The following is a 26,899-nucleotide window of genomic DNA, read 5'->3' as shown; positions in this document are numbered from 1 at the left end:
TGGAATTTCACTTTCCAGCAACGTCTCAGCGTGCCAGCTCCTTCAGCCCGAAGCGGATCAGCTTCGACGCGTCCGCCTCTTCGCCTGCCGTCCTCAGCGCCGCCGCCACCGCATTGGCGGCGGTGTCGCGCGAATAGCCGAGATTGACCAGCGCCGAGACGGCGTCGGTGATCGGCGCCGAGGCGACGCCCTCGCCGAGCTCCTGCTTCAGGCTGATGGTGCCCGAGGCAGTGCCCGCATAGGCCGGCGCCTTGTTCTTCAATTCGGTGACGATGCGCTCCGCCACCTTCTTGCCGACGCCCGGCGCACGGCTGACCATGGCGATATCGCGCAACGCAATCGCATTGGCGAGATCGGCCGGCGCCAGCGTCGACAGGATGGCCAGCGCCACCTTGGCGCCGACGCCTTGCACATTGTTCATCAACAGCCGGAACCATTCGCGCTCCAGCACCGACTGGAACCCATAGAGCCGCAGCATGTCCTCGCGCACATAGGTCTCGATGAACAGCACGACCGCCTCGCCCGGCCGCGGCAATGCCGCCAGCGTGCGCGCCGAGCAGTAGGCGACATAGCCGACGCCATGCACGTCGACGATGCAGAAATCCTCGTCGATCTCATCCAGCGTGCCTTTTAGCTTGCCGATCATTTGAGCGTGCCGATCATGCCGGGTGGGTTTCCGGAGAGATGATATCGAGGTCCGGGAAATAGCCGCGATAGCGCGCAGCATTGCGCGTCAGCAGGCGATGCCCAGCGACAACCGCATGGGCTCCAATAAAAAAATCCGGCAAGGTTCGTTCGCGAATGCCGCCGGCGCGGCGATAGCGCGAGTGCGTGACACCAGCGAGGAAGGCTGCTTCCCACGGCAGAAATTCGCGATCCATCTTGAGCATGTCGGCTGCTTGACGAAGAGCCTGTTCGGTCGCAATCAACGGCGCGAGCTCGGACCAGACGATTGCATTGATTACGAGTGCGCCGTCGCGCCGGCATGCGGTAATCGCGGATGCCGACCATTTCGTCTCCCGTCCGGCAGGACCCCAAACGTCGATCAAGACATTTGTGTCAATCAATGTCGAGATCTTCACGTGGGCCCCTCAGCCATTCCACATATTCATCCGCCGTCAAGCCTCCCAGATCCAGCGTACCGGCCATACCATCGAGCATCTGGCTGAATCTGCGCGAGGCTTCCTCCTCCGACATGTTTTCGTCGACGGCTATGACACGAGCCCCGTCCTCGGTGGGGACGAACTCCACCTCCGAGCCCGGGCCGATACCCAGATGATCCCGTATTTCCTTCGGGATGGTCACTTGGCCCTTGGTGGTAACGCGCATGGTAATACCTCGTTGGTATTACTTATTGCCCACTGGAGAACAAGTCAAGAACATACTTATCCGGCCAGCGCCGCCATCCTGTAGGCGATGCTCTGCCGGTGATGCGCGTGACAGATGGCGATGGCCAGCGCATCGGCGGCGTCGTCGGTGTCGAAAGTCGCCTTCGGCATCAGCACCTTGACCATCATGTGGATCTGTTTCTTGTCGCCATGGCCGACGCCGATCACCGCCTTCTTGACAGCGTTTGGCGCATATTCGGCAACGACAAGGCCGGCACGCGCCGGCACCAGCATGGCGATGCCGCGTGCCTGGCCGAGTTTGAGCGTCGCTGCGGCGTCCTTGTTGACGAAAGTTTGCTCGACCGCCGCCTCGTGCGGCATCGCGGCATGCAGGATCTCGGCGAGCCCGTCATGCAATTGGCAAAGACGCAGCGCCAGGGCGGCCTTGTCGTCGGACCGCACCGTGCCGGAAGCGACGAAGCGCAGCGAATTGCCGAGGCTTTCGACTATGCCCCAGCCGGTGCGCCTCAGCCCTGGATCGATGCCGATGATGCGAATCGCTTCCCCCATCCGTCAACTTTAACCCCGGCGAGCAGCGATGCCAGCGAAATGTGAACAAACCAGAAACAGCAACCGAGTCTGGTTTAGAGAATGTTTGAGAATTCGCTCTGGCGAGACAGATAGCGTGGTTTTCGAGAACCGGAGCGGAGCGTACATAAGTACGCGAGCACCGGAAGCGCAGAAGGCTGCGCTGGTCTAGTCGTTTGAATAACTGTTGGCGCGAGCGACAGACGGTCCTCTGATCCTTTGGCGGATGTGACAGCCATCTCGGTTTCAGCCGCGCAATGCTGCCGCAACGACGCTCTCCAGTGGCGTTGTCGGTCGACCGATCAGCCGGCTCATGGCGCCGCCGTCATCGAACAACGCTCCGCGTGAGGCTGCAATGTCGGCATCGGCCAGGATAGCGGCGAGATCGGCGGGCAGCCCGGCGCCTGTCAACACACCCTCATAGGCCGCCCCGGCAAGATCGTTGTAGGCGATCGCCTTGCCCGATTGCCGCGAGACCTTCGCCGCAAGCTCGGCGAGCGTGAAGGCTTGGTCCGCGGCGAGCTCGTAAGTCCTCCCTGCTTGATCCTCGCTCGTCAGCACCACGGCCGCGGCCTCGGCATAATCCTGCCGCGCCGCGGACGAGAAGCGCCCCTCATTTGCTGCGCCGATGAAGGCGCCGTGCTCCAGAGCCGCCGGGAGTGCCATCAGATGGTTCTCGGTGTACCAGCCGTTGCGCAGGATGACGGCGGGTAGGCCGGAGGCCGCGATGACCTCCTCCGTCTGCCGATGTTCGACCGCGAGCCTCGCGGGAGACGTGTCCGCATGCAGCATGCTTGTGTAAGCGATCAGCGAAACCCCCACCCGTTGGGCGGCCTTGATCACTGACCGATGCTGCGGCAAGCGGCCGCTGACTTCGGTCGAGGAAATCAGCAGCAGTCTATCGACGCCGGCCAGCGCCATCGGGAGCGTGTCGGGACGATTATAGTCCGCCTCCCGCACGACTACGCCGCGTTGGACAAGATCGCTGGCCTTTGCCGGATCACGAACCGCCGCAACGATCCGGCTGGCCGGAACTGTCTTCAGCAGTGCGTCGATCACGAGACGGCCAAGCTGTCCTGTTGCTCCAGTTATTGCGTACATCGTTCTGTCCATTTCGTGGTTGGATGGATTGAGAGCCTCAGATAGCGGCTCTCGTTACCGTCGGAAACCACGTATCTTGTAGTTACCATCATTTTCCGGTATCCAACTGGAAACTCTCATGGAAGATGCGCGATGGTCCTCAGGATGCGAACGAAGGTGAAGGCGCTTCCCGGCTGCCCCATGTCGAGGTGCATGGCGCTGCTTGGCGGGTGCTGGACACCCGAGGTGCTCTGGTCCTTGAGCGACGGCCCGCGCCGGTTCTCCGAATTGCGCCGCGATATCCCAGCCATTTCGGCGAAGGTGCTGACCGGCAGGTTGCGCGATCTCGAGGAGCGTGGCGTCCTCGCACGCCACGTGATGCCGACATCGCCGCCGACCGTGGAGTATGAGCTGACGTCATTGGGGCAGGAGCTGCTCCCAGCGATCAGGTCTATCGTGGAGGTCGGATCGCGCCTGCTGCTGCGTGATTCTCCCCGCCTGATGATCGCGAGCCCATCCCTTCGCGGTTAGTCTAGATGGCCGCCGGAGTAGAATTATGAAACGTTCTCTCAGCCGCGGGCGAAAGCCGTGTTGAGCAGCGTGATCTGGTCGGACACCGGATTGAGGCGACGGCTCGACGGCGGCACCTCGGCGAGGCCGCCATAGATCTCCTCGTCCATGCGGCGCACCAGCGCCTGCAGGCGCAGCGAGCGGTTGACGAGATCGATGAAATCCGTCGGCAGCTCGGCCCAGCCGGGCGCCTCCTCATGCGCGGAGGCGGTATCGAGACGCACCTTGGATTTTTCTGAGGCCACCTGATCGCGGGTCATCTCGCCGGAATTCGCCGCCCGCTGCAAAAGCAGCCACGAGGCGACCTGCATCAGCCTGGTGGTCAGCCGCATCGATTCGGCCGCATAAAGCGTCGCCGCCAGCCTCGACAGCTTCTTGGCCTCGGCGCGGCCCTTGCCGTCGAGATATTCGGCGGCCTGCTCGACCAGGCCCATGCCTTCCTGATAGAGCGGCTTGAAGGATTGGGAGAAAACCCGGCGCTCCGCCAGCTTGATGGTTTTCGCGCTCGCCTTCGAAGGCTCGTTCATCGCTACGCCCCTGCACTTGCCTGACAGCCGGCCGATTCGGCTCTTGGCCGCCATATCCGGCAGCCTAAACGACTGAAGCTTGAAAATGCGCTTCGCTGCCAGCGAAGGCAAGCACATGTTTAACAAACGGTTAACGGCCGCATTTAGCCGGAAGAACGCCCATGCCAGCGGACAAAAAAAGAGCCGCGGATAAGGCGGCTCTCAGGAGTTTAACAGGGAGGCGTCAAACAAAGTGGCTCCAACCACTCGGTAAGAATCCAGATCACTGGATGGACATAGTAAACGCCTGTAAAGCTTAACGAAGCTTTAACGCGGGGCATATTTTTCGATCAAGCGCCCAGCATCTGTGCCGTAACAGCACAGCTGACTGGCCACGGCGCCGTTCACACCACCGGCTGGAAAGTCGGGGCGACGCTTGCGCCATGGTTTCCTCCAAATGGTGACCGGCTTACCGAAACAAAACGGCACTGCGCGCGACATCGTTCCGAAACAGGCGCCGCGCTAAACGCCCGTTCCTCGCAACGAGGCGGAGCAAACCTTGCGCTCCGGCAAATCATCAAATCTCTCAAGGAGCGAATAATGGACTGGTACTCGGCCGTTAAATTTCTGCATATCGTCTCGGCGATCCTCTGGGTCGGCGGCGGCTTCACGCTGATGCTGCTCGCGGTACGCGCCGACCGCGCTGGAAACGTCGAAGGCATGCTGCAGGCGATGCGCGCTACCGGCGAGCTCGGCAACCGGTTCTTCGCGCCGATGTCGATGCTGACATTGCTTTTCGGCCTCATCATGTGCGGCTTCTGGGTCGGCTTTTCCGATCTGTGGGTGCTGATCGGCCTTGCCGGTTATGCGACGACCTTCTGCATCGGCATGTTCATCTTCAAGCCGACTGCCGACCGCATGGCAGGCATGATCGCCAAGGAGGGCGTGACGCCGGCAGTGCTTGCCCAGGGCCAGCGCGTTCTCAGCGCCGCGCGCTTCGACTATTCGGTGATGCTGGTGATCATCGCGGACATGGTGCTGAAGCCGACGCTGCACGACATCACCATTCTGGGCTGCATGGCGCTCGTACTGGCAACCGGCATTGCCCTGGCGCTTGGCAGGACGCGGCAGCTGCTGCCGAGTGCCGCCTGAGGTGTAAGGAATCCGGCGGCGGCCGAATGGGGCCGCCGTCTTACAGGAGGCCGGCGATGCCGTCCCACAGAAGCTTGACCGCGACGACCGCCACGGTCGCATAGGTGAAGGGATAGAACAGCTCCGGCCGCATCCGCCGCACCAGCCAGGCGCCGGCGATTGTCGACAGCGGCGCCAGCGGCATCAGCACCGCCGACGCGGTCAAATTGGTAGCGTCGAACTGGCCGAGCGCGAAATAAGGGATGAGCTTCAGCGCGTTGGTGACGGCGAAAAAGATCGCCGCGGTGCCCGACAGCACCTTCGGATCGAGCCTGATCGGCAGCGCATAGACCTGAAAAGGCGGGCCGCCGACATGGGCGACGAAGCTGGTGAACCCGGCAACAGTACCCCAGAAGCCCGCAGCGACGCGGTTGGGCTCCGCCGCGTGGCCGGCACCGTGGCGGAGTTGCAAATAGAGCCAGCGCAGCACGAAGATCAGGGCAACCGCGCCGACGATCAGCCGCACCATCTCTTCGGTTACAAGTGCCGCCGTCAGCCAGCCAAGGGCGATGCCGATCACGGCGCCCGGCATCATGTCGGCCAGCATCTTGCGGTCAAAGATACCCCACCACGTCCACACCGAGACAATGTCCATCAGGCACAGAATTGGCAGAAGAATTGCGGCAGCCTGAACCGGCGGCATGGTCAGCGCCATCAACGGCACGCCGACAAAGCCGACGGCGCCGCCGAAGCCGCCTTTCGACAGGCCGACGAGGATGACGGCCGGAATGGCCGCGGCATAGAACCAGGGATCGACGAGCAGGCCTGACATGGGAAAGGACGCTGGAGGGAAAGTGATCTCTGGAATAAACCAGAAATGATCGGACCGCGACCGCAAATACTTGGGCCACGCCACCGAACCCGTCACATGTTTGGCATGTCGAGCGGTGGCGGGCGTCTCCGGATCGGCTGCGCCTTGATGATGGCCGTGCTGGTTTCGGCCTTGTCGGCGATGCGGTCGAGAATCCCGTCGAGCTCGCCGATCGAGCGGACGAACAGCCGGGCAACGAAGCAGTCATCGCCCGTCACCTTGTCGCATTCGCCGAATTCCGGGATTTCCTCGATCAGCTTCTGGACGATGTGCAGCTTGCCCGGCAATGGCCGGATGCGAACGATCGCCTGCAAGGCGTAGCCGAGCGCCTGCGGATCGATGTCGATGGTGAACGCGCGGATGACGCCGCGATCCTCTAGCCGCCGAAGCCGCTCCGAAACGCTTGGCGACGACAGCCCGACCTGCAGCGCCAGTTCCTTCAGCGAGGTCCGTGAATCCTTGACCAGGATATCGAGGAGCTTTCTGTCGAGCTCGTCCAGCATTTTACAATTCCAAGAAAAAGCCGATGTTTACCTAATTTAATGAGGTTCATCATGCATATCACCAACTAGAAGTGATGGAAAGACCCGATCCGCTGTGGGATTATAAAATCTCAACGGATTTCAGGAGCATCCATGGACAACACGGTACGCGGCACGATCGAAATGACGGCGGCGATGGCGATCCTCGGCACGATCGGCTGGTTCGTCGTGCTTTCCGGCCAACCCATCATGGACGTGGTGTTCTGGCGCTGTGCTTTCGGGGCGGTAACGCTGCTGATCATCTGCGCGGCGCTGGGACTGCTGCGCGGCAGGCTGTCGCTTCGCATTGTCGCGATCGCGGCGCTCGGCGGTGCTGCCATCGTTATCAACTGGCTGTTGCTGTTCAGCGCGTTTTCCCGCGCGTCGATCTCGATCGCCACGGCTGTCTACAATACGCAGCCCTTTATGCTGGTGGGTTTTGGCGCGCTCTTCTTCTCCGAACGGCTGACGGTGACCAAGCTGACCTGGCTCGGCATCGCCTTCGCCGGCATGCTGCTGATCGTGCAGGCCGCGCCCGATGCAGGCGATCATGGTACGGATTACTTTACCGGCATTGCGATGGCGCTGGCCGCGGCTTTCTTCTGGGCCGTTGCGGCTATCGTCACCAAGAAGCTCAAAGGCACGCCGCCGCACCTGATCGCCCTGATCCAGGTCTGCGTCGGCGTTCTCATGCTGGCACCCTTCGCCAATCTCACCCACCTTCCCGTCGATGCGCGGAGCTGGGTCATGCTGGCGACACTCGGCATCGTCCATACCGGTCTGATGTACATCCTCATGTACGGCGCCATCCAGAAGCTGCCGACGCATCTGCAGGGATCGCTGTCCTTCATCTATCCCGTCGTCGCCATCCTCGTCGATGTCGTCGCCTTCGGCCATCGGCTGCATCCGGCGCAGATCGTCGGCGCCGCCGCCATCCTGGTCGCCGCCGCCGGCATGAATCTCGGCTGGTCGCTGTGGAAATCGAAGGTGCCTGCGTAGGGCCGCAAGCGACCAGGCGAGGAGAATTTCGGGCAAACGGCAGCCATGCGCCGAGCCCCATGGAATCGTTGACGGCAAACGTGATCCCCCTGCCGCCTGTTCAATCCCCGCACTTTGCTCTATGCCGCAATGCAACCATCTTCGCCCGGCATAGGCGATAACCGGGACCGAACACCAATGAATGACGCAACGCCGCCCAACCGCTGCCGTATCGTGCTGATCGCGCCGCCGAACGTGCCGGCCGAGCGCATCGCCGCGGCCTTCGACGGCGGTGACGTCGCCTCGCTTATCCTGCCGGAAAACGGTATGGACGAGGCCTCTTTTCAAGCCTTTGCCGAGCAGATCGTGCCGGTGGCGCAAGCGGCCGGCATTGCCGTCATCATTGCCGGCGACACCCGCATCGCCGGCCGTGTCCAGGCCGACGGCATCCATGTCGAGGTCGGCAAGGACGAGCTCGCCGAAACGATCGAACATTTCCAGGCCAGGATGATGGTCGGCACCGGCGGCGCCAAGACCCGCGACGATGCGCTGGAACTCGGCGAGGTCAGGCCTGATTACATTTTCTTCGGCCGCTTCGGCTACGACAACAAGCCTGAGCCGCACCCGCGCAACCTGTCGCTCGGGCAATGGTGGGCGGACGTGATCCAGCTCCCTTGCATCGTCATGGCCGGATCGGATCTTGCCTCGGTGGAAGCGGTCGCCGCCACCGGCGCCGAATTCGTGGCGCTGTCCAGCGCCGTTTTCGCCGACGGCGTCGATCCGAAGATGGCGGTTGCCGCCGCCAACGCGCTGCTCGACGAAACCGCGCCGCGCTTCGAGGACTGACGTGCTCTCGCGGAAAATCCTTTTCAGCGCCTTTCTCGCAACGGCCGTGACGCAGGCGATAGCGGCGGAACCCGTTCCGCTGCCGCAGCCCAGGCCGGATTCCAGCGAACCTGCCGACAAGCCGATCGCCGCACAATTGCCGCAGCCCGCCACCACCACCCCGTTGCCGTCGGCCGACACCATCAACCCCGACCGCTTCGGCGCAAAGCCGTCCGATGCTGCCTACGGGGCCTTTCAGCGCGGGCTCTACAAGACGGCCTACAACCTTGCGCTCTCCCGCGCTCAAAACGGCGATCCGGCAGCACAGACGCTGGTGGCCGAGATATTGTCGCGCGGCCTCGGCGTGCCGGTCGACGCGGCAGGGGCGGCGAAGTGGTATGCGCTTGCCGCCGAGCAGGGCGTGCCGGAATCGCAATTCCAGTATGCGCTGATGCTGCTCGACGGCCGCTACGTCAAAAAGGACGAGAAGGAGGCCTATGCGCTGATGCAGGCCGCCGCCGAGGCCGGCAACCGCCTGGCGCAGTTCAATTTTGCGCAGCTGATGGTCGAACAGGAGCCCGGCGATGCCGGTATTGCCAAAGCCGTGTCCTATTACGAGCGCGCTGCCGCGACCGGGCTTGCCGACGCACAATATGCGATGGCACAGGTCTACGCCAATGGCGCCGGCGGCAAGCCGCGCGACGATGTCCGCGCCCGCGGCCTGCTGGCACAGGCCGCGCGGCAGAACTACGACACGGCACAGATCGATCTCGCCACCTGGATGATTGAGGGGCGCGGCGGCGCCCGCGACCTGAAATCCGGCTTCAACTGGATGAAGCAGGCCGCCGAGGGCGGCAATGTCGCCGCCCAGAACCGTCTCGCGAAGCTCTACATGAACGGCATCGGCACCGACCCGGATCTCATCCTCGCCGGCGCCTGGTATGTTGTCGCCCGCCGCGCCGGGCTCATCGACCAAGAGATGGACGATTTCCTGCAGGGCCTGACCGACGAGCAGACGCAGCAGGCGCTGCAACGGGCCAACCGCCTGCCCTGACCGCGATCTCGCGACTCATTGCACCAGGCTCGTCAGGCGGACTCATTGGGTATGATCGAGCACGACCTTGCCGAAGGGCGAGCCGTGTTCAAGGTACCGAAAGGCTTCGGCGGCCCGGCTCCATGGCACGACCCGGTCGATCACCGGTCTCAACCGGTTGACGACAATGGCGCGGTTCATCGCCTCGAAGGATTCGCGTGAGCCCACCGGTATGCCTCGCGCCCTGACCTGCCGGCGGAAGATGTCGAGCGGGTTGATGGCGCCGTCACTGCCGCCGAGATAGCCGATGACGTTGATCTGGGCGCCGCGCGCCGCTGCCCTCAGCGATTGTGCAAAACTCTGCGGTCCGCCAACCTCGATGATATGGTCGGCGCCGCGGCCATCCGTCAATCCCAGCACGGCCGATGCCCAATCGGGGACGCTGCGATAGTTCACGCCATCCTGCGCGCCAAGTTGCTTTGCCCGCGCAAGCTTCTCGTCGCTGCTCGACGTCACGATGACGCGCGCCCCGGCAGCGGCGGCGAACTGCACCGCAAACAGTGAAACGCCGCCGGTGCCGAGGCAAAGCACGGTGTCGCCGGGTTTGACGCTGCCCTCCGTAAACAGCGCGTGCCATGCCGTCACGCCGGCGCATGGCAGCGTCGCCGCTTCGAGGTCGCTCAGATTGGCCGGCGCCAGCACCGCCGCCTGTTCGTCGAGCCGGGCAAATTCGCTGAGCAGCCCGTCGATCGGGCCGCCACGTTGATAGGATGGCTCGGCCATGGCGAAACTGCCGCCGACCCAGCGCTGCCAGAACGTGCCGCAGACCCGGTCGCCGATCTTGAACCGGCTGACCTCGGCGCCGATGGCAACGACTTCGCCGACGCCGTCCGACAGCGGCACCAGCGGCAATGCAAACTTCGTGTGATAGCTGCCGCGAACGATCTCGGCATCGCGGTAGTTCAGCGCCGTCGCCTTGACCTTCACAATCATCTCCTGGCGCCCTGGCTCAGGCATCGGCCGCTCGACCATTCTGAGGTTCTCGAGGCCGCCCGGGCTCTGCAATTCGATCGCCTTCATCGTCGTTCCTTTCCAGCTGGGGTCCTGCCGGAAGAAAATCGCTTGCCATCCATCGGATTTCAAATTCATAATGTTCAGGATAATTATGCTTCTATGACATGTTCGGGTGTGTCGTGCTTGAAGAACTGAAAACACTGGCCCTCTTTGCCGAGGAGGGTTCGATTCAGAAGGTGGCGCAACGCCTGCCATTGACGCAGCCGGCCGTCACCCGCCAGATCCAGCGGCTGGAGGAGATGCTCGGCACGGAATTGCTCGACCGCCGGCTAAAGCCGTCGCGACTGACCCCGGCCGGCGTAGAGGTGCTGGCACGCGGCAAGGAAATTCTCGCCGCCGTCGCCGCGCTGAGATCATTCGCCAAGGGCGACGAGCCGGAGGGCCTGCTGCGGCTCGGCCTCGCGCATGGACTTTGCGACAAAGCCGTGGCCGCCGCCATTGGTGATGCCGTGGCCCGGTTTCCGAAGGTCTCGCTGCGTCTGAAGAGCGGCTGGAGCCTTGAGTTGGCCGACCAGCACAAGCGCGGACAGCTTGACCTCGCCGTCATCCTGGACGGCAGCAATTCCAAAGCTGGCGACGGCGTTGTCGGAACCGAGGCCCTCGGCGTCATCGCTGCCGAAAGCACTGTCCGGCAAGCCGACGTCAAGACCATGCCCTGGATCCTCAGCCCTGAGCCTTGCGACGCGCGCCGGCGGCTGACGGCTGCCCTTGCTGAGGGCGGGAACAGATTGACTGTCGGCGCCGAGATTCAGGACAGCGCGCTGCAGATCGACTGGGTTCGTCGAGGCCAAGGCCTTGGCCTGCTGCCCAGGCGGCTGCTGCGGGAAAAGCTGCCGCAGGGCATTGCCCTGGTCGACGCTCCCGGCCTCGAGCTGTCGCTGCGAATTGTCGTCCTGCGTTCGCCGCACCTGCATCTTTTGAGAGAGGTCGCCGACGCAGTGACCGAGGCCGTCACCGCGACTGTCAGGACGGACTGAGGCCGCCACGCCGCGCTGCCGGGCCAGCTTCGTTCCCGCTTCATCGGAAGGCGCTCCTTGCCTCTGCTGGCGATTTGTGGTCTTGGAGGCGCCAAATTGCCCTTTGCGGCGATCATCTCATTTCCGGATCACCTCACCATGGCCAAGATCAATGGCAACGAAATCCGTCCCGGCAACGTCATCGAGCACGATGGCGGCCTTTGGGTGGCGGTCAGGACCAACACCGTCAAGCCCGGCAAGGGCGGCGCCTACAACCAGGTCGAACTCAAGAACCTGATCAACGGCACCAAGCTCAACGAGCGCTTCCGTTCGGCCGAGACGGTCGAGCAGATCCGGCTCGATCTGAAGGATTTTTCTTTCCTCTACGAGCAGGGGGACGCGCTGGTGTTCATGGACACCGAAAGCTACGAGCAGCTCGAATTGCAAAAGGAGTTCGTCGGCGATCGCGCCGCCTTCCTGCAGGACGGCATGATGGTGACGGTCCAGCTCTATGACGAAAGGCCGATCGGCATTTCGCTGCCCGACCAGGTGACGCTGACCATCACCGAGGCCGACCCGGTGGTGAGGGGCCAGACGGCAGCCTCGTCCTACAAGCCGGCGATACTCGAAAACGGCATCCGCGTGCTGGTGCCGCCGTTCATCGGCTCGGGCGAGCGCATCATCGTCGATACCAACGAAATCACTTACGTGCGCCGCGCCGACTAAGGCGTGATCCCAAAGAGTTGCAGACTTTTTGGATAAGATGATGCGTCAAGGCAAATAGGCGCAGCGACAGGAAGAACAGCAATGGCGCGTTCCGCGATCCTCAATGTCATGGTCCAGGCCGCAATGAAGGCCGGCCGCTCGCTGTCGCGTGACTTCGGCGAAGTGCAGAACCTGCAGGTCTCGATGAAGGGGCCGGGCGACTATGTCAGCCAGGCCGACCGCAAGGCCGAAGACATCGTCTTTGCCGAACTCTCCAAGGCGCGGCCCGGCTACGCCTTCCTGATGGAGGAACGCGGCGTGATCGAGGGCGACGACGGCCAGCACCGCTGGATCGTCGACCCGCTCGACGGCACCACCAATTTCCTGCACGGCATTCCGCTCTTTGCCGTTTCGATCGCGCTGGAGCGCCAGGGCCAGATCGTCGCCGGCGTCGTCTACAATCCGGCGATGGATGAGCTCTATACCGCCGAGCGCGGCGGCGGCGCTTTCATGAACGACCGCCGGCTGCGCGTCGCCGGCCGCACCAAGCTGGTCGATGCGGTGATCGGCTGCGGCATGCCGCATCTCGGGCGTGGCCAGCACGGCAATTTCCTCATCGAGTTGCGCAATGTCATGGCCGAGGTCTCTGGCGTCCGCCGTCTCGGCTCCGCCTCGCTCGATCTCGCCTACGTCGCCGCCGGCCGCATGGACGGGTTCTGGGAAACCGGCCTGTCGGCCTGGGATGTCGCCGCCGGCATTTTGCTGATCCGCGAGGCGGGCGGTTTCGTCTCCGATTTCGCCGGGGGACAGGATGTGCTGAACGCCGGTTCACTGGTCGCCGGCAACGAACTCATCCAGCGCGCGCTGTTGAAGACTATCAAAAGGCCACTCTCAGCCGGCTGATAGAGGCACGCCGCGCTGAACAGCCGCAGTCGCAAAACCGCAACCAAAGCTTGAAATACTGTCCCGCGGCCGCCCAGATAAGGTGGCGCAGGATCATCGATGACGAACAGCCGGCCCCAACCCCAGAGCGAACTCTCCCAGCTCGACATTCCCTTTATGGGGCGCTGGCATTACTCGCGCGCCGAGATCATCGCCGACGGCATTGTCCACGCCGTGGGCATCGTGCTGGCGATCGCTGCCGGCTCGACGCTGCTGGCACTGGCCGCCTATCGAACCGGCCCCGGCGAATACGTCGCCGCCGCCTTCTATGTAGTCTCGCTGCTCACCGTGCTGTCGGTTTCGCTGGCCTACAATGTCTGGCCGGTGTCGTCGCCGGCAAAATGGATATTGCGGCGCTTCGACCATGCCGCGATCTATCTGCTGATCGCTGCCACCTACACGCCTTTCCTGGCCCAGCTCGGCGGCTCGCCGCTGGCCGTTTCCATGATCGTCCTGGTCTGGACCGCCGCGGCGGTCGGCATCGCCATCAAGGTCTTTCTTCCCGGCCGTTTCGACCGGCTGGCGATCGTCTTCTACCTAGCCATCGGCTGGAGCGGTATCGTTCTGGTGGAGCCGCTCGTGCGGACGCTGCCGGCGACATCGATCGCGCTCATCGTTGCCGGCGGCATCGTTTACTCCTGTGGCGTGATCTTCTTCGCCTGGAAGGGCCTGCGCTTCCACAATGCGCTGTGGCATGGCTTTGTCGTCACCGGCGCCGGCCTGCATCTGGCCGCCATGGTCGACTGCCTGGTCATCAACCGGCTTTGACCTCCGGTCGCGGACAGTGGCAATATTGCCAAGCGCCATTCAATTTCGTCACAATTCCGTTTAGAGTCGCAAACACAAATTGATCGGCGGCGACGGCATCGGAAACGGGGCACGGATGACTCTTCTCAGATCCTTCGGCATGGGCAGGCGCTCCGACGTTCTGATCTACGACCCGCACAAATTGTCGAGCCCGCAGGTGTTTCTGCTGACCATGGTGATCTTTCTGTTCATCGTGGCCTTCATCGCCGCCATCCTGACCCGCCAGATCTCGACCGCCTTCGTCACCAATCCCGGCCTCAACGGCCTGATCATCGGCGTGCTGGCGGTCGGCATCCTGCTGGCCTTCGTCCAGGTCGGCCGGCTGTTCCGCGAGGTGCGCTGGGTCAACTCGTTCCGCGCCGGTTCCGAAACCACCGAACCGGTGTTGCTGGCGCCGATGAAGGCGATGATCGGCCGCTCCTCGACGATTGCTTTCTCGACCAGTTCGATGCGCACCATGCTGGATTCGATCGCCACCCGGCTCGACGAAAGCCGCGACACGTCGCGCTACCTTGTCGGACTGCTGGTGTTCCTCGGCCTGCTCGGCACCTTCTGGGGCCTGCTCAACACGATCGGCTCGATCCGCGAAACCATCGAGTCGCTCGATCCCGGCACCGGCGATGCCGCGGCCGTGCTCGAATCCCTGAAGCAGGGGCTTTCCGCTCCGTTGGCCGGCATGGGCACCGCCTTCTCGTCCTCGCTGTTCGGCCTCTCCGGCTCGCTGGTGCTCGGCTTCCTCGACCTGCAGGCCGGCCGCGCCCAGACGCGCTTCTATACCGAACTCGAAAACTGGCTGTCCTCGGTCACCGACCTGTCCTCCGACATCGTTGTTGCCGACGCCGCCAAGACCGAACCCTCCGAGGAAATCCGGCTGTTGTCGGAAAAGCTGCGCACTCTGCAGGAGAATGGCGGCGGCTCCAATCCGCGCGTCGCCACCGCCATGGCCAATCTCGCCGACGGCATTTCCGGCCTGGTCAAGAACATGCGCTCGGAACAGCAGATCATGCGCGACTGGGTCGAGGCCCAGTCCGACGAGCAGAAGGCGATGCGCAACACCCTGGAGAAGATCGCCGACGCCTTGAAGAAGCCTGGAGTGCATTGACGTGGCGTTGGCACGAGGCCGGCGCTCCGACCGCCGCATCGATTACTGGCCGGGCTTCGTCGATGCGCTGTCGACGCTGCTGTTGGCGATCATGTTCCTGCTGACTGTTTTCGTGCTGGCGCAGTTCCTGCTCGGCCGCGAGATCTCCGGCAAGGACACGGTGCTCAACCGCCTCAATTCGCAGATCAACGAGTTGACCCAGCTTCTGGCGCTGGAACGCTCGACGACGCAGGACAAGGAGGACACCCTTGCCAATTTGCAGGCATCGCTGTCTGCATCGGAGGCGGAAAAGAGCCGGCTCGAGCAATTGCTGGCGCAAGGCGCCGGTGCCGGCGATGCCGCCAACCAGCGCGCGACGGCACTTTCCGGCGAGCTTGACAGCCAGCGCCAGATCAGCCAGCAAGCGCTGAGCCAGGTCGAGATCCTCAACCAGCAGATTTCGGCGCTGCGCAGGCAGATCGCAGCGCTCGAACAAGCGCTCGACGTGTCCGAAACGCGCGACCGCGAATCCAACACCAAGATCGCCGATCTCGGCCGCCGCCTCAACGTCGCACTGGCGCAACGCGTGCAGGAGCTAAACCGCTACCGCTCCGATTTCTTCGGCCGCTTACGTGAAATTCTTGCCGACCGCGAGAACATCCGCATCGTCGGCGACCGCTTCGTCTTCCAGTCGGAAGTGCTTTTCCCGACCGGCTCCGAGGTGATCAACGATGCCGGCAAGGTCGAGATGAAGAAGCTCGCCGATGCCATCATCGAATTGCAAAAGGAAATCCCGCCGGAGATCAACTGGGTGCTGCGCGTCGACGGCCACACCGACAACAAGCCGCTCTCCGGCACCGGCCGCTACCGCGACAATTGGGAATTGTCGACGGCGCGCTCGACATCGGTAGTCAAGTTCCTGATCGAGAACGGCGTGCCGGCCAACCGGCTGGTCGCGGCCGGCTTCGGCGAATTCCAGCCGCTGGACCCCGCCGATACCGAAGAGGCGCGCAACAAGAACCGCCGCATCGAGTTGAAGCTGACCGAGCGGTGATCTGCAAGCCTTTGGCTTGTATCATGCGCCAGGTCGAGCCGGCTCAAGTCGGCGGCATTTAGGGCACTGGTGCGGCAGCGGCAAGAACTAAAAAAATTACCTTTTTTTAATTACACTTTGCCGCCATGGCCTTTTAGCCTTGGTCATGGGCCGAGAACCGCCGGCGGTGGAACCGCTCATCGCGACGCGACGGAACCTGACGGCCCGCGGCCGGAAGGCAGGACCCTCCCAACCACCGCCTTCCCCAGTAAAGGAGACGCAACCATGCGCTTCTTCGCTCCCACGAATCTCAGGACTGCTACGCTCGCCACACTGCTCCTCGCCGTTCCGTTTGCTGGCGCTTACGCCGGCCCGCGTGCGACGGCCTTGATCAATCAGATCCAGAGCGTGGAGACGGGTATCCAGGGCGCCATCCGGGCGAACAAGCTCGAGCCGGGCGAGGCACGTGACTTGCGCACGCAGGTCGCTCAACTCGATCGGGCCGCCCAGAGGGCCGCTCGCCGTGGAACGATGCCGAGCACGCAATATCAGCAGTTGATGGCGCAGCTCGACGATGTCAGCCAAAAGCTGCGCGCTGACACCGGCAGTGCCTTCCTCATCGGCAACGGCGCCGATGGCGGATACTATCCCAACGGCTACGGCCCAACTTATCCAGGCGGCTGAAATCGGCCGCAGTGCCCGGCACTGTGGCAATGGATTTTGCGCATGATCCTTTTCCAGCTTTCGGTTAAGGGATCATGCGCTAGCCCAACGCCAGTGCAATCAGCGCCTGCACTGCCGGCACTGTCTCGATGAACAGGATTTTACGACCCGCCGTCGCTGCGCCGTAAAGGCCGGCGATGGCGACGCAGAGCAGGAAGAAGACTTTGAACTGGAAACCGGCTTCGCCGAAGTAAAGCCCCCAGATCAGGCCGGCTGCGAGAAAGCCGTTGTAAAGCCCCTGATTGGCAGCAAGCACTTTCGAGGCCCCTGGCGAATTCCGGGGTCAGCCTGAATACCATGTGGCCGCGCGGCGTGTCCCACAGCACCATCTCCAGATAGGCGATGCAGAGGTGGATCACGGCCACCAGCCCGACCAGCACATTGGCGATCACGTTTCGTCTCCCCCATCGCGGTCTGCCGCCGCCGGACGACATTGATCACGCACGCCACCGCTTCCACAAGATGCTTTTCGGCCGTTGCGGCCGGCAGTCGATGCATCGGTCGCGGACGGTCTTCGGGGGTTGCCAACAGTTTTGCATTGGTATCTTTTCCCGCCGTCAAATCAGCGGAACCCACAATGTCCTTTCAAAAACTCGACGACCTCGGCCACAAGCTCGAAGCGCTGGAACACGCCCTCGCTATCCTCGGCGCCGACGAGGCGACCCATATGGCGGTCGGCGGCGGCGAGAAGCGCGCAGAGGCAATGTCGGCGCTTGCCGGCATGCACCATGCCCGGGCGACTGCGCCGGAGATTGCCGACTGGATCGCGGCGGCCGAACAGGAGGCGCTCAACGAAGAGCAGCAGGCCGCGGTCAGGGAATTCCGCCGGCAATACACCAACCTGACCTGCCTGCCGGTCGAGTTCGTCGAGCGCCAGACGACCGCGCGCATGCGCTCCGAGCAGCTCTGGCGCGACCTGCGCGCCAAGAACGACTGGGCCGGCTTCCTGCCGGCGCTGGAAGGCGTCGTGGCGCTGGTCCGCGAGGAGGCGGCCCTTCGCGCCGAGGTGCTCGGGCTCGAGCCTTACGACGCGCTGATGGAGCAATATGATCCGGGCAATCGCACCGCCGACATCACGCCTGTGTTTGCCGAGTTGAAGACCTTCCTGAAAGGCTTCGTGCCGGAGGCACTGGCCGTGCAGGAAGAGCGGCTGGCGAAACATCCGCTGAAGCCGCTTTCCGGCACCTACCCCTTGGACAAGCAGCGCGAGCTCGGCCTCGCCATGATGGCGGCAGTCGGCTTCGACCTCACCCACGGCTCGCTGTCGGTTTCGCACCATCCCTTCTGCGGCGGCGTGCCGAGCGACGTGCGCATCACCACCCGCTACAAGACCTCGGATTTCCTGTCGGCGCTGATGGGCGTGCTGCACGAGACCGGCCATGCGCTGTACGAGCAGAACCTGCCGAAGGCGTGGGCGCACTGGCCTCTGGGCAGAGCGCGCGGCATGGCGGTGCATGAAAGCCAGAGCCTGTTCGTCGAAAAGCAGATCGGCCGCAATCCAGAATTCTGGCGCTGGGCGCTGCCGGTGGTCGAAAGACACCTCGGCGAGAGCTGGACGATCGACGACATCCTGCCGCATGTACACCGGGTCGAGCGCGGCCTGATCCGCGTCGATGCCGACGAGGTCACCTATCCGCTGCACGTCATCCTGCGCTACGAACTGGAGCAGGAGCTTGTCTCGGGACGGCTGGAAGCAGCCGACCTGCCCGAAGCCTGGGATGCCAAGATGCGCGATTATCTCGGCCTGTCGACATCAGACAATCCGGCTGACGGTCCGATGCAGGACGTCCACTGGCCGGGTGCCGCCTTCGGCTATTTCCCCTCCTACACGCTCGGCGCCATGATGGCGGCGCAGCAATGGGCGGCGCTGACCAGGGATCATCCTTCAGCCGACGAAGACCTCGCCAAGGGAGATTTCGCCGCGATCAACGACTGGCGCCGCAAAAGGATCTGGTCGCAAGGCTCGCGCTGGTCGACACCGGAACTGCTCGAACGCGCTACCGGCGAAAAGCTCGATGCCGCACATTTCACTGACCATCTGAAGAAGCGGTACGGGAACTGAGCCGCTTCGTCTATTCCAGGTTCTTGCCGCGGTGACTGCAGAAATCCGCGAAACTGGCCTTTACTTTGGTGGGAAAGCCTCTGAAAAAGGAGTTCTTCCAAGTTGGGCGAGCGTAGATGTCTGTCTGTTACAGTTTTCATAGGATGAAGTCTTTCTGGCCCCGCTTGGTATTTTTCATCTTATTGATCGGCCTGAGTTCTCCGGCCATGTCCGACGACATGGTTCTCAAGGGTCCGGCAGAAAGCTGGGTAAAGCAGCTTGATATTCCGGCTGCCGATCCCACCCGATCGGATCAAATCAAGAATGGCGTTTCATGGCTGCTCTCGGACGACCAGATCAAGCATCGCGCCGGCGGCTATGTCGAGTACTCGCGCACCGTCTATAAAATCGTCGACCGTCCCGGCCTGGATCGTGGCGCGAGTATCGATCTGCAGTTCGATCCGTCCCGGCACAAGGTCACGCTCAACCATCTTCACATCATCCGCGATGGTGCCGTTTTGGACCGGCTGGAAGGCGTCCAATTCGACATCTTCCGCAGGGAAAGAGACGCCGAGAAAGGCGTCTTCGACGGCTGGCTGACAGCACATGTCAACATCGATGACGTGCGTGCCGGCGACATCGTCGATTACGGGTCGACCTACGAAGTAACACCGCTGGTCGGCAAGGACCTTTTCTTCAAGAATTTCTCCACCGAATGGGAAGAGCCGGTAGCGCTTATCCGCACAAGCATCATTTGGCCTTCGGGCCAGCCGCTCCAGATCAAGACAAGGGGAACCCGACTCAAGCCTTCAATCTCCCCGACTGGGCCGGACACCACCTATCTATGGGAAATTCCAAACCCGAAACCGGTCAATGTCGAGGATAACCTGCCCGTGACCTATCCAGGCTGGGGCTCCATCGATGTCGCGTCTACCGCGAATTGGCAAAGTGTGGTCGATGCCGTTGCGCCCTATTACAAGCCAGCGACCGTTTTTCCCTCGGCTTTTGCCGCAAAGCTCGACGACATCGCTCTGCGGCATCCGGTGCCCGAAGACCGGATGGTCGAGGCAATGCGGTTGGTGCAGGACCAGATTCGCTATGTAAGCCTGTCGATGGGTGCCGGTTCCTACGTTCCACGTGATCCCGCGACGGTTATCCTGAGCGGGTTCGGTGACTGCAAGGACAAGGCCCTGCTGCTGGTTTCGTCGCTTGTGCGGCTTGGCATTGCTGCCGAGGTTGCCTTGGCCGATCTCGACGAGGGGCGGGCTCTGGACCAGCATCTGCCGGCGCTTCGCGATTTCGACCATGCCATCGTCAAGGCAAAGATCGGAGCAAAGACATATTGGCTGGACGCCACGAACTATCTTCAGGGCGGCAGGGCGCACAATCTCGCACAGCCTGACTACGGCTTCGCGCTGCCGCTTTCCAGCACCGGCGGGTTGGAGAAGATGCCGAGCCCTGTGCTTAGCAGCCCATCGATCCAGATCGCCGAGGAATTCGACTTTCCGCGGAAACCGGGCGATTCCCTCGTGCTGACGGTCTTCTCGACATATGAGGACGCCGATGCCGATTGGATGCGCGGCAATTTCGCCAGCCGGTCGCTGAGCGAGGTGTCGGACGCCTACCTGAAATACTACAACAAGCAATATCCGGGCATCCAAACCATCGCCAAGCCGGAAATCGTGGATCGGCGCGACGGCAACATAGTGAGCGTGAAGGAAAGTTATCGCTTGCCGGCGGAGGCGCTGGCGGCCAACGATCTGGCAAAGAATTTCCCGATCCGCGCGGCCGATCTCGGCAACAACTCTCTTCCAACCCCGACAATCGTCGAACGAACCGGGCCCGTCTCCCTCGGCCCCCAGTTCTACCGCCGCCACAAGGTGACCGTGCGCAACCTCAAGGCGAGGTTTTCCGGCGAGTCGATGAAAAACGTCGTGACGCCCTATCTGTCTCTCAAGGCGTCCTGGTCCAACACGCCCACCGAATTGCAAGTTGAATGGAACTTTCAGACGCTGGCGACTGAAGTACCGGCCAAGGCGATTGCCGATTATCTGAAAACCGTCGATGACGTCGCAGACCAGGTTCGCTGGCAGTACGATTTTACCTATGAAGAGCCGCCTGCCGATGTGCAGCTCAGCGATCCGGCAAAGGAGCAGCGACAGACCGTCGCCAGCATGCTTTTGTTGTCGTTGCTTGTCGGCGTTCCCCTGTTCATCGCCTATCGACGCGGCAAACGCCGAGCTTTCGGTAGCTGAAGAATCCCGGCGGCCGCTGGGGACCATGATCCCGAAAAGTGGATGCCGGTTTTCGGAAAAGATCATGGTCAAACAAGAAGATGGAGCCTCATCCCGATTTCATCGGGATGGAGCGATGCTACTCCGCCGCGCCCCTGAAAGCATTCGCCCCGGTATCGAACTGCAGCTTGGCCAGCCGCGCATAGATGCCGCCCTTGGCGACCAGGCTCTGATGCGTGCCTTCCTCGACGATGCGGCCGCCATCCATGACCAGGATGCGATCGGCCTTCAGCACGGTTGCCAGCCGATGGGCGATGACGATCGTGGTGCGGCCCTTCATCAGCCGGTCCAGCGCCGTCTGCACCAGCGTCTCGCTTTCGGCATCGAGCGCCGAGGTCGCCTCGTCGAGCAGCAGGATAGGCGCATCGCGCAGAATCGCGCGGGCGATCGCCACGCGCTGGCGCTGGCCGCCCGACAGCGTCACGCCGCGCTCGCCGACCTGGCTGTCATAGCCCTTTTCGAGTTTCAGGATGAACTCGTCGGCAAGCGCGTCCTTCGCCGCCGCCTCGATCTCGGTCTGGCTGGCGCCAGGTCGGCCAAAGCCGATATTGTCGCGCGCGCTCGCGGCAAAGATGGTGACGTCCTGCGGCACGATGGCGATGCGCGCGCGGATCGCGGCCGGATCGGCCTCGCGCAGATCGACCCCGTCGATGACGATCCTGCCGGCCTCCGGATCGTAGAAGCGCAGAAGCAGCGAAAACACCGTGCTCTTGCCGGCGCCGGATGGCCCGACGATCGCCACCGTCTCACCGGGTTTGACCTGAAAGCTCAGGCCATGGACGGCGGCGCGGTCGGGCCGGGCCGGATAGGAGAAGGAGACATCGTCGAAGCTGATCGCGCCTCTCGCCTTTGCCGGCAGCGGCTTCGGATCGGCGGGCGCCTGGATCGCGGGTTTCTCGGCCAGGATCTCGGTCAGCCGTTCGGCAGCGCCCGCTGCCTGGGACAGTTCGCCCCAGACCTCCGACAGGGCACCGAGCGCGCCGGCGGCGAACACCGAATAGAGCAGGAATTGGCCAAGCGTGCCTGGCGACAGCGTGCCGTCGAGCACGTCGCGCGAACCGAACCATAGCACCGCCACGACCGAGGAAAAGATCATGAAGATGGCGAAGAAGGTGAGAAACGAGCGGGCAAAGATCGAGGCCCGCGCCGCTTCGAACGCTGCTTCCACGGCGGATGAAAAATACCCGGTTACAAGCTTCTCGTTGGTGAAGGCCTGCAGGGTGCGCACCGCGCCGATCTGCTCGCTGGCGTAGGCGGTGGCATTGGCCAGAGTATCCTGCGCCAGCCGTGACTTGCGCCGCACCGAGCGGCCGAAGGCGACCAGCGGCAGCACGATTAGCGGAATGGCCGCGATGACCAGGCCGGACAGTTTTGGGCTGGTGAAGACCATCATCGCCACGGCGCCAAGGCCGAGGATGACGTTGCGCAGTGCCACCGAGGCGGTAGCACCGACGGCCGATTTGACCTGTGTCGTGTCGGCGGCGAGCCGCGAGACGATCTCGCCCGACTGGGCCGTGTCGAAGAAGGAGGGCGACAGCGTGGTGACGTGGGCAAAGACATCGCGGCGGATATCGGCAACGACGCGCTCGCCGAGCGTGATGACGAAATAGTAGCGGCTGGCCGACGCCGCCGCCAGAACGGCGGCCATCACCACCAGCATGGCGAAATATTCGGCAATGAAGCTGGAATCGGAAGCGGAAAAGCCGTGGTCTATCATCCGCCGCACGGCCAGCGGCAGCGCCAGCGTCGTCGCCGCCGCGACGGCCAGAGAGACGATCGCGCCGATGACCATTTTGCGGTAATGGGTGATGTAGGGAAACAGGCGCTGCAGCGGCCTCAGCGAGCGCCTGCGCTCGTCTGCATCGCCGCTGATGTTCGCCATGACCGTTTCCTTTGGCCCTTTGAGGTTTGCGCCATCAATATGCGCTTGCCGCGGCCTTGTGATTCAATTCCGGCTGATGTATAGGCTCGCCGACCGTTTTAGAAGCCGTGGCTCCTCAATAGCTGCGGCTTCGAGTTTTAAAAAGGGGCGCATCGACGCAGGCTTCAGCCCGTCGGCAGCACCCGGCAAGCCAGGAACAGAACCATGAAGACCGACATCCATCCCGACTACCACACCATCAAGGTCGTCATGACCGACGGCACCGAATACATGACCCGTTCGACCTGGGGCAAGGAAGGCGATACGATGAACCTCGATATCGACCCGACCACTCATCCGGCCTGGACCGGCGGCCAGCAGACCCTGCTCGACCGCGGTGGCCGCCTGTCGAAGTTCAAGAAGCGTTTCGAAGGCTTCGGCCTCTAAGCCGCATTGGCGTTTCGCAGATCGAGAAACCCGCCTTCGTGGCGGGTTTTTTATTGCGAAAATACGGCCCTATTCGCCGACCAGCTCGCGCAGTGCCATCCGCTTGTAGGCGGCAACCAGCCTGTCGCCCTCTTGCCGCCCGACCGAGATCGCCAGCCGCATTGCGGCCTCGCCCATCTGCCAGATGAGAAACGCCGTCGTTTCGAGCGCTTCCGGATCGGCGGATGGCCGCAGCCGTTTCAGCACGGCTGTAAGGAATTCGGCGTTGGCCCGGCTATCGGCAAGCTCGAGTTCGCGCAGCGCCTTGTCGGCCTGCGTGCCCGACCAGATGTCGCGCATCACCGGCTCCGCCAGGAACATTCCGTAGTAGATATCCACCAGTTCCGAAAATGCCCGGCGCAGGCCTTCGGCGTCATTGACCTCGGCTAGCGCTGCCGCAATGCAGGCCTGGCTTTCGGCGGTGTAGCGTTCGGCCAGCGCCCAGATGAGCGCCCTCTTGTCGGGGAAGAACTGGTAGAGCGAGCCGATCGGCACGCCGGCCCTCTCGGCCACCTCGCCCATGCGCATGGCGTCGCTGCCTTGCTCGGCGATCAGCGCCGAGGCGGCGGCCAGCATGCGCTCGACCCGCTCGCGGCTGCGCTGCTGGCTCGGCGCCCGGCGCGGCGATGCGATCTGGCCGTTCTGTGAATCCGATACGGCAGAGCCTTCCATCACTGTCTCCAGACGAACAATCAACAAATTGCCTTGACTCGCAAAATACGAGGGTTTATCACGTTTTGCAAACATGAGGATTATTCACATTTTGTGGACGTGCCAATCAAATTGCTCGAACCCCGAAACCGGAGGAACTGACATGATCATGAAACTGCTTCCCACCCTCACCTTCGTCGCTGCCATTGGCTCAGGCGTTGTCGGCGGCGTTTTCTTCGCCTTCTCCAACTTTATCATGCCGGCGCTCGCCCGCTTGCCTGCCGGAGGCGGCATCGCCGCCATGAATTCGATCAACATCACCGTGATTACGCCGGCATTCATGACCGCGCTTTTCGGCACCGGGCTGGTCTGTCTTGTCCTTGCCGCCGGCGCTCTTATCGGCTGGAGCCAACCGGGTTCGTTCTGGCTTCTCGCCGGCGCCCTGATCTATGTCGTCGGCAATCCGATCGTGACGATGATGTTCAACGTGCCGCTCAACAACGCCCTGGCCGCGGTCGATCCGGCAAGCGCCAACGGCGCCGCCGTGTGGGCCACCTATCTCAAGGACTGGGTGATGTGGAACCATGTCCGCACCATCACCGCCATCGTGGCGCTGGGCTGCTTCATCTTCGCGTGGCGGTGAATGCAGGACGGAAGTGTAAAAGGCCTTCAGGCAGGATCTTTTGACTTATCGCCCTTGCGGTCGGCATGGCCGAGATCGCGATCCGGATCGATGACATCGCGAACCAGTTGCTTGAGCTTTGCGGCGTCGGGAAAACCGCCATCACGCTTGCGGTCCCAGACCAGCGTGTCATTGCAGGAAATGGTGAAGATGCCGCCGGTGCCGGGCACCAGCGTCACCTCGCCGAGATCGGTGCCGAAGGTGGACAGCAGTTCCTGCGCCATCCAGCCGGCCCGGAGCAGCCACTGGCACTGGGTGCAATAGGTGATGCGGACGGTGGGCGCCTGTTCGCTCATGTCTCGGTCTCATCTGCGCGGACTGTGGTTACGGCAAATCGATCGTGTATCGGGTCGTTGCCAAGAGCTATGGATATTGCGATCCAGATCGGCCAGACCATAACTAAGACCAACGCAGCGTATGCACCGACAATCTCCAGCTGGGAGAAGTCCTGCGCGACCCCAGGAGCGCTGCCCCAAGCCTGAAAAGCGTACCACCCTCCTGTGGCCATTATAGGCAAAGCGCCGAGAAATTTCATTCCCTGCCGCCGAACAGCCTTTCGTACGGGTAGTCCGATTCTATTTTTGTCATCCTGGTCATGCACTATGAGCGCCGCGAACCGCTTGCCGATTGGCTGGCCAGAGGTCAACTCCATGACAAGGAGATAAGACGCGAGAACGACCAGTTCGAGGAAACCCAAATCCAATGCTGCCGGTCGGAAATTGCCCTGCGAATCCAAATCAAATGAGACGGAGGGATTTCCTTCAGACTGTGAGCCCGAAGCCGTTCCCAGGGCCCATTCGGCGACCGTCAAACCGAACAGCGACGTTCTGCATACCTGCCAATCGTAACGGGCAAGTGATGGATCACTTGCTCCGTTTAACGAAGCCGCCTGACATATTCTCCAGTTCAACCAAAAGCTGCCTTTGACTCCGCCGTCAGTCAGCAGAAACAAACCCGCTACCAGTGCGTAAAGAGGTATCAGGACGATAAGATAGTCGATGATCGAAGCGAACAGCCGGCGCCATATGTCACCCCGGCGAGGCCAGGACATCGCGTCAGCAAAACGAGCCTCGTCAGTGTCAGTCATCCGTCCCCCATCAGTAACTGACAGCTCTAGAAGAAAGATACGTGATCGGTGCGCGGCGTTCTGAACTTACGCCGCGCTGAGCTTTGCCAAGGTCTCCTCGTCGACCTCGAAATTGGCGTAGACGCTTTGCACGTCGTCGTCGTCCTCGAGCGTCGCAACCAGCTTCATCAGCGATTGTGCCCGCTCCTCGTCGACCGCGATATTGGTCTGCGGCTTCCAGATCGGCTTCACCGATTCAGCCTCGCCGAGCGCGCCTTCCAGCGCCTTCGACACTTCGCCAAGATTCTCGAAAGCGCAGTAGATCGTGTGGCCTTCCTCGTCCGACTGGACGTCGTCGGCACCGGCTTCGATCGCCGCGTCCATCACCTTCTCGGCGCTGCCGGCCGATGCCGGATAGTAGATCTCGCCGACGCGGTCCCACATGAACGATACCGAGCCGGTCTCGCCCATCGCCCCGCCCGCCTTGGTGAAGGCAGCGCGCACATTCGACGCCGAGCGGTTGCGGTTGTCGGTCAGCGCCTCGACGATCAGCGCGACGCCGCCTGGCCCGTAACCCTCGTAGCGCACGGCTTCGTAGGTCTCGGCATCGCCCATCGACGCCTTGTTGATGGCGCGCTGGATATTGTCCTTCGGCATCGACACCGCCTTGGCGTTCTGCACCGCAAGGCGCAGGCGCGGGTTCATCGATGGATCGGGCGTGCCGCTCTTGGCGGCGACGGTGATTTCGCGCGCCAGCTTGGAAAACATCTTCGACCGCACCGCATCCTGGCGGCCCTTGCGGTGCATGATGTTCTTGAACTGTGAATGGCCAGCCATGGCACCCCTGTCATCTTCTCGGCTAGAGCATCTGCCGCCTGGTGAACCACCCGGCATCTTGCAAAATGCTCGAATTCAAAATTTCAGAACGTCCTGCTGCGTCCCTGACGGACGGACGGCGCTCGCTGTCGGAATGGCCGGCTTATAGATAAATCGGCTCAATTCGTCCAGCCGCGCCATTGCTGCCGGCACGCAAGGCTTTCAAGATCCGAAAATCGGCAGGCTTCGG

Annotated in this window: 30 protein-coding genes and 1 pseudogene; 16 read left to right on the top strand and 15 right to left on the bottom strand. The window is 62.6% G+C overall.

The genetic code is table 11. The annotated features are described in order from the left end of the window. Positions 1-25 precede the first annotated feature (25 nt). The 5 genes from ruvA to NKJ32_RS01135 form a co-directional block, all read right to left on the bottom strand. Positions 26-646: a Holliday junction branch migration protein RuvA gene (gene ruvA, locus NKJ32_RS01155; RefSeq protein ID WP_352634206.1), complete on the bottom strand. Its 621-nt coding sequence runs from the start codon at positions 644-646 to the stop codon at positions 26-28. Between the two features lie 13 nt (positions 647-659). Next, positions 660-1,082 carry a type II toxin-antitoxin system VapC family toxin gene (locus NKJ32_RS01150; protein ID WP_023678002.1) on the bottom strand — a complete coding sequence of 141 codons (423 nt, stop codon included), beginning with the start codon at positions 1,080-1,082 and terminating at the stop codon, positions 660-662. Beyond that, the gene (locus NKJ32_RS01145; protein WP_352634208.1) at positions 1,060-1,329 is read right to left on the bottom strand and encodes an AbrB/MazE/SpoVT family DNA-binding domain-containing protein; all 270 of its coding nucleotides are present in this window, start codon (positions 1,327-1,329) and stop codon (positions 1,060-1,062) included. The genes NKJ32_RS01150 and NKJ32_RS01145 overlap by 23 nt, the downstream gene beginning before the upstream one ends. Positions 1,330-1,385: 56 nt before the next feature. After that, positions 1,386-1,898 (bottom strand): crossover junction endodeoxyribonuclease RuvC, encoded by a 513-nt coding sequence (gene ruvC, locus NKJ32_RS01140; RefSeq protein WP_352634210.1) that lies wholly within the window; start codon positions 1,896-1,898, stop codon positions 1,386-1,388. Between the two features lie 264 nt (positions 1,899-2,162). Further along, positions 2,163-3,017: an SDR family oxidoreductase gene (locus tag NKJ32_RS01135; protein WP_023678005.1), complete on the bottom strand. Its 855-nt coding sequence runs from the start codon at positions 3,015-3,017 to the stop codon at positions 2,163-2,165. 192 nt (positions 3,018-3,209) lie between these two features. On the opposite strand from NKJ32_RS01135, the gene NKJ32_RS01130 reads away from it, so the two are divergent. Next, entirely contained in the window at positions 3,210-3,527 is a 318-nt protein-coding gene (locus NKJ32_RS01130; protein WP_245274745.1) for a winged helix-turn-helix transcriptional regulator, read from the top strand. Positions 3,528-3,565: 38 nt separating this feature from the next. Here the strand turns inward: NKJ32_RS01130 and rcdA are convergent, their stop codons facing one another. Continuing rightward, entirely contained in the window at positions 3,566-4,093 is a 528-nt protein-coding gene (rcdA, locus tag NKJ32_RS01125) for a protease adaptor protein RcdA (protein ID WP_023678007.1), read from the bottom strand. Positions 4,094-4,672: 579 nt separating this feature from the next. Between rcdA and NKJ32_RS01120 the strand changes: the two genes are divergently transcribed. Further along, positions 4,673-5,224, top strand: coding sequence for a DUF2269 family protein (locus NKJ32_RS01120; protein WP_023678008.1), 552 nt, complete (start codon positions 4,673-4,675; stop codon positions 5,222-5,224). A gap of 40 nt (positions 5,225-5,264) precedes the next feature. Here the strand turns inward: NKJ32_RS01120 and NKJ32_RS01115 are convergent, their stop codons facing one another. Beyond that, complete coding sequence (locus tag NKJ32_RS01115; protein WP_023678009.1) at positions 5,265-6,035, bottom strand: sulfite exporter TauE/SafE family protein; 771 nt, start codon at positions 6,033-6,035, stop codon at positions 5,265-5,267. Positions 6,036-6,127: 92 nt separating this feature from the next. Beyond that, on the bottom strand, positions 6,128-6,577 hold the full coding sequence (locus NKJ32_RS01110; protein WP_023678010.1) for an Lrp/AsnC family transcriptional regulator: 450 nt from the start codon (positions 6,575-6,577) through the stop codon (positions 6,128-6,130). 132 nt (positions 6,578-6,709) lie between these two features. Here NKJ32_RS01110 and NKJ32_RS01105 point away from each other — a divergent pair, with 132 nt between their 5' ends. From NKJ32_RS01105 to NKJ32_RS01095, 3 genes are all read left to right on the top strand, one after another. Next, positions 6,710-7,594 (top strand): DMT family transporter, encoded by an 885-nt coding sequence (locus NKJ32_RS01105; RefSeq protein ID WP_023678011.1) that lies wholly within the window; start codon positions 6,710-6,712, stop codon positions 7,592-7,594. A 177-nt stretch (positions 7,595-7,771) separates the two neighbouring features. Continuing rightward, positions 7,772-8,419: a thiamine phosphate synthase gene (locus tag NKJ32_RS01100; RefSeq protein ID WP_352826655.1), complete on the top strand. Its 648-nt coding sequence runs from the start codon at positions 7,772-7,774 to the stop codon at positions 8,417-8,419. Between the two features lies 1 nt (position 8,420). Further along, positions 8,421-9,452, top strand: coding sequence for a tetratricopeptide repeat protein (locus NKJ32_RS01095; protein WP_352450838.1), 1,032 nt, complete (start codon positions 8,421-8,423; stop codon positions 9,450-9,452). 42 nt (positions 9,453-9,494) lie between these two features. Here NKJ32_RS01095 and NKJ32_RS01090 read toward each other — a convergent pair whose 3' ends face one another. Next, positions 9,495-10,511 carry a zinc-dependent alcohol dehydrogenase family protein gene (locus NKJ32_RS01090; protein ID WP_023678014.1) on the bottom strand — a complete coding sequence of 339 codons (1,017 nt, stop codon included), beginning with the start codon at positions 10,509-10,511 and terminating at the stop codon, positions 9,495-9,497. 113 nt (positions 10,512-10,624) lie between these two features. Here NKJ32_RS01090 and NKJ32_RS01085 point away from each other — a divergent pair, with 113 nt between their 5' ends. The 7 genes from NKJ32_RS01085 to NKJ32_RS01055 all read left to right on the top strand — a co-directional run bounded on the left by NKJ32_RS01085 (position 10,625) and on the right by NKJ32_RS01055 (position 16,713). Then, positions 10,625-11,482: a LysR family transcriptional regulator gene (locus NKJ32_RS01085; RefSeq protein ID WP_198023577.1), complete on the top strand. Its 858-nt coding sequence runs from the start codon at positions 10,625-10,627 to the stop codon at positions 11,480-11,482. 138 nt (positions 11,483-11,620) lie between these two features. Then, positions 11,621-12,187: an elongation factor P gene (gene efp, locus NKJ32_RS01080; RefSeq protein ID WP_023678016.1), complete on the top strand. Its 567-nt coding sequence runs from the start codon at positions 11,621-11,623 to the stop codon at positions 12,185-12,187. Between the two features lie 81 nt (positions 12,188-12,268). Continuing rightward, the gene (locus NKJ32_RS01075; RefSeq protein WP_023678017.1) at positions 12,269-13,069 is read left to right on the top strand and encodes an inositol monophosphatase family protein; all 801 of its coding nucleotides are present in this window, start codon (positions 12,269-12,271) and stop codon (positions 13,067-13,069) included. A 99-nt stretch (positions 13,070-13,168) separates the two neighbouring features. Next, a complete protein-coding gene (gene trhA / locus NKJ32_RS01070; RefSeq protein ID WP_023678018.1) occupies positions 13,169-13,876 on the top strand; it encodes a PAQR family membrane homeostasis protein TrhA in 708 nt (235 codons plus the stop codon). Between the two features lie 115 nt (positions 13,877-13,991). Continuing rightward, positions 13,992-15,017: a MotA/TolQ/ExbB proton channel family protein gene (locus NKJ32_RS01065; protein ID WP_023678019.1), complete on the top strand. Its 1,026-nt coding sequence runs from the start codon at positions 13,992-13,994 to the stop codon at positions 15,015-15,017. A gap of 1 nt (position 15,018) precedes the next feature. Further along, positions 15,019-16,050 carry a peptidoglycan -binding protein gene (locus NKJ32_RS01060; protein ID WP_023678020.1) on the top strand — a complete coding sequence of 344 codons (1,032 nt, stop codon included), beginning with the start codon at positions 15,019-15,021 and terminating at the stop codon, positions 16,048-16,050. A gap of 264 nt (positions 16,051-16,314) precedes the next feature. Beyond that, the gene (locus NKJ32_RS01055) at positions 16,315-16,713 is read left to right on the top strand and encodes a hypothetical protein (protein WP_352644575.1); all 399 of its coding nucleotides are present in this window, start codon (positions 16,315-16,317) and stop codon (positions 16,711-16,713) included. Positions 16,714-16,792: 79 nt separating this feature from the next. Here the strand turns inward: NKJ32_RS01055 and NKJ32_RS01050 are convergent. Continuing rightward, a pseudogene (locus tag NKJ32_RS01050) lies at positions 16,793-17,144 on the bottom strand (DUF1304 domain-containing protein). Positions 17,145-17,329: 185 nt separating this feature from the next. On the opposite strand from NKJ32_RS01050, the gene NKJ32_RS01045 reads away from it, so the two are divergent. Both NKJ32_RS01045 and NKJ32_RS01040 read left to right on the top strand, forming a co-directional pair. Further along, on the top strand, positions 17,330-18,814 hold the full coding sequence (locus NKJ32_RS01045) for a carboxypeptidase M32 (RefSeq protein ID WP_352644577.1): 1,485 nt from the start codon (positions 17,330-17,332) through the stop codon (positions 18,812-18,814). Between the two features lie 206 nt (positions 18,815-19,020). After that, the gene (locus NKJ32_RS01040) at positions 19,021-21,048 is read left to right on the top strand and encodes a DUF3857 domain-containing protein (protein ID WP_352569581.1); all 2,028 of its coding nucleotides are present in this window, start codon (positions 19,021-19,023) and stop codon (positions 21,046-21,048) included. A gap of 118 nt (positions 21,049-21,166) precedes the next feature. Here NKJ32_RS01040 and NKJ32_RS01035 read toward each other — a convergent pair whose 3' ends face one another. Beyond that, complete coding sequence (locus tag NKJ32_RS01035; protein WP_352569580.1) at positions 21,167-22,969, bottom strand: ABC transporter transmembrane domain-containing protein; 1,803 nt, start codon at positions 22,967-22,969, stop codon at positions 21,167-21,169. Between the two features lie 204 nt (positions 22,970-23,173). Between NKJ32_RS01035 and rpmE the strand changes: the two genes are divergently transcribed. Then, positions 23,174-23,395, top strand: coding sequence for a 50S ribosomal protein L31 (gene rpmE, locus NKJ32_RS01030; protein WP_006327661.1), 222 nt, complete (start codon positions 23,174-23,176; stop codon positions 23,393-23,395). 69 nt (positions 23,396-23,464) lie between these two features. On the opposite strand, the gene NKJ32_RS01025 is transcribed toward rpmE, so the two are convergent. Continuing rightward, positions 23,465-24,106 (bottom strand): TetR/AcrR family transcriptional regulator, encoded by a 642-nt coding sequence (locus NKJ32_RS01025; RefSeq protein ID WP_352691690.1) that lies wholly within the window; start codon positions 24,104-24,106, stop codon positions 23,465-23,467. A gap of 142 nt (positions 24,107-24,248) precedes the next feature. On the opposite strand from NKJ32_RS01025, the gene NKJ32_RS01020 reads away from it, so the two are divergent. Then, positions 24,249-24,728, top strand: coding sequence for an anthrone oxygenase family protein (locus NKJ32_RS01020; protein ID WP_352691692.1), 480 nt, complete (start codon positions 24,249-24,251; stop codon positions 24,726-24,728). A 26-nt stretch (positions 24,729-24,754) separates the two neighbouring features. On the opposite strand, the gene NKJ32_RS01015 is transcribed toward NKJ32_RS01020, so the two are convergent. The 3 genes from NKJ32_RS01015 to NKJ32_RS01005 all read right to left on the bottom strand — a co-directional run bounded on the left by NKJ32_RS01015 (position 24,755) and on the right by NKJ32_RS01005 (position 26,670). Continuing rightward, positions 24,755-25,063, bottom strand: a complete 309-nt coding sequence (locus NKJ32_RS01015) for an Rdx family protein (RefSeq protein ID WP_352574687.1) — start codon at positions 25,061-25,063, stop codon at positions 24,755-24,757. Beyond that, entirely contained in the window at positions 25,060-25,854 is a 795-nt protein-coding gene (locus NKJ32_RS01010; protein WP_352574686.1) for an RDD family protein, read from the bottom strand. Before NKJ32_RS01010 ends, NKJ32_RS01015 begins: the two co-directional genes overlap by 4 nt. A 66-nt stretch (positions 25,855-25,920) precedes the next feature. After that, positions 25,921-26,670: a YebC/PmpR family DNA-binding transcriptional regulator gene (locus NKJ32_RS01005; RefSeq protein ID WP_023678028.1), complete on the bottom strand. Its 750-nt coding sequence runs from the start codon at positions 26,668-26,670 to the stop codon at positions 25,921-25,923. Positions 26,671-26,899: the final 229 nt, after the last annotated feature.

The organism is Mesorhizobium sp. M0159 (assembly GCF_040322295.1).
GTDB lineage: Bacteria > Pseudomonadota > Alphaproteobacteria > Rhizobiales > Rhizobiaceae > Mesorhizobium.
This window is presented reverse-complemented; position numbering and strand designations above follow the sequence as displayed.

Bases quoted from the DNA above. Each gene is read 5' to 3' on its own strand.
- NKJ32_RS01100 (WP_352826655.1), top strand. From the start codon at position 7,772: ATGAATGACGCAACGCCGCCCAACCGCTGCCGTATCGTGCTGATCGCG.
- ruvA (WP_352634206.1), bottom strand. From the start codon at position 646: ATGATCGGCAAGCTAAAAGGCACGCTGGATGAGATCGACGAGGATTTC.
- NKJ32_RS01090 (WP_023678014.1), bottom strand. From the start codon at position 10,511: ATGAAGGCGATCGAATTGCAGAGCCCGGGCGGCCTCGAGAACCTCAGA.
- NKJ32_RS01020 (WP_352691692.1), top strand. From the start codon at position 24,249: ATGATCATGAAACTGCTTCCCACCCTCACCTTCGTCGCTGCCATTGGC.
- efp (WP_023678016.1), top strand. From the start codon at position 11,621: ATGGCCAAGATCAATGGCAACGAAATCCGTCCCGGCAACGTCATCGAG.
- NKJ32_RS01075 (WP_023678017.1), top strand. From the start codon at position 12,269: ATGGCGCGTTCCGCGATCCTCAATGTCATGGTCCAGGCCGCAATGAAG.
- NKJ32_RS01005 (WP_023678028.1), bottom strand. From the start codon at position 26,670: ATGGCTGGCCATTCACAGTTCAAGAACATCATGCACCGCAAGGGCCGC.
- rpmE (WP_006327661.1), top strand. From the start codon at position 23,174: ATGAAGACCGACATCCATCCCGACTACCACACCATCAAGGTCGTCATG.
- NKJ32_RS01045 (WP_352644577.1), top strand. From the start codon at position 17,330: ATGTCCTTTCAAAAACTCGACGACCTCGGCCACAAGCTCGAAGCGCTG.
- NKJ32_RS01065 (WP_023678019.1), top strand. From the start codon at position 13,992: ATGACTCTTCTCAGATCCTTCGGCATGGGCAGGCGCTCCGACGTTCTG.
- NKJ32_RS01115 (WP_023678009.1), bottom strand. From the start codon at position 6,035: ATGTCAGGCCTGCTCGTCGATCCCTGGTTCTATGCCGCGGCCATTCCG.
- NKJ32_RS01105 (WP_023678011.1), top strand. From the start codon at position 6,710: ATGGACAACACGGTACGCGGCACGATCGAAATGACGGCGGCGATGGCG.
- NKJ32_RS01055 (WP_352644575.1), top strand. From the start codon at position 16,315: ATGCGCTTCTTCGCTCCCACGAATCTCAGGACTGCTACGCTCGCCACA.
- rcdA (WP_023678007.1), bottom strand. From the start codon at position 4,093: ATGAACGAGCCTTCGAAGGCGAGCGCGAAAACCATCAAGCTGGCGGAG.
- NKJ32_RS01015 (WP_352574687.1), bottom strand. From the start codon at position 25,063: ATGAGCGAACAGGCGCCCACCGTCCGCATCACCTATTGCACCCAGTGC.
- NKJ32_RS01010 (WP_352574686.1), bottom strand. From the start codon at position 25,854: ATGACTGACACTGACGAGGCTCGTTTTGCTGACGCGATGTCCTGGCCT.
- ruvC (WP_352634210.1), bottom strand. From the start codon at position 1,898: ATGGGGGAAGCGATTCGCATCATCGGCATCGATCCAGGGCTGAGGCGC.
- NKJ32_RS01025 (WP_352691690.1), bottom strand. From the start codon at position 24,106: ATGGAAGGCTCTGCCGTATCGGATTCACAGAACGGCCAGATCGCATCG.
- trhA (WP_023678018.1), top strand. From the start codon at position 13,169: ATGACGAACAGCCGGCCCCAACCCCAGAGCGAACTCTCCCAGCTCGAC.
- NKJ32_RS01035 (WP_352569580.1), bottom strand. From the start codon at position 22,969: ATGGCGAACATCAGCGGCGATGCAGACGAGCGCAGGCGCTCGCTGAGG.
- NKJ32_RS01145 (WP_352634208.1), bottom strand. From the start codon at position 1,329: ATGCGCGTTACCACCAAGGGCCAAGTGACCATCCCGAAGGAAATACGG.
- NKJ32_RS01130 (WP_245274745.1), top strand. From the start codon at position 3,210: ATGGCGCTGCTTGGCGGGTGCTGGACACCCGAGGTGCTCTGGTCCTTG.
- NKJ32_RS01120 (WP_023678008.1), top strand. From the start codon at position 4,673: ATGGACTGGTACTCGGCCGTTAAATTTCTGCATATCGTCTCGGCGATC.
- NKJ32_RS01135 (WP_023678005.1), bottom strand. From the start codon at position 3,017: ATGTACGCAATAACTGGAGCAACAGGACAGCTTGGCCGTCTCGTGATC.
- NKJ32_RS01110 (WP_023678010.1), bottom strand. From the start codon at position 6,577: ATGCTGGACGAGCTCGACAGAAAGCTCCTCGATATCCTGGTCAAGGAT.
- NKJ32_RS01040 (WP_352569581.1), top strand. From the start codon at position 19,021: ATGTCCGACGACATGGTTCTCAAGGGTCCGGCAGAAAGCTGGGTAAAG.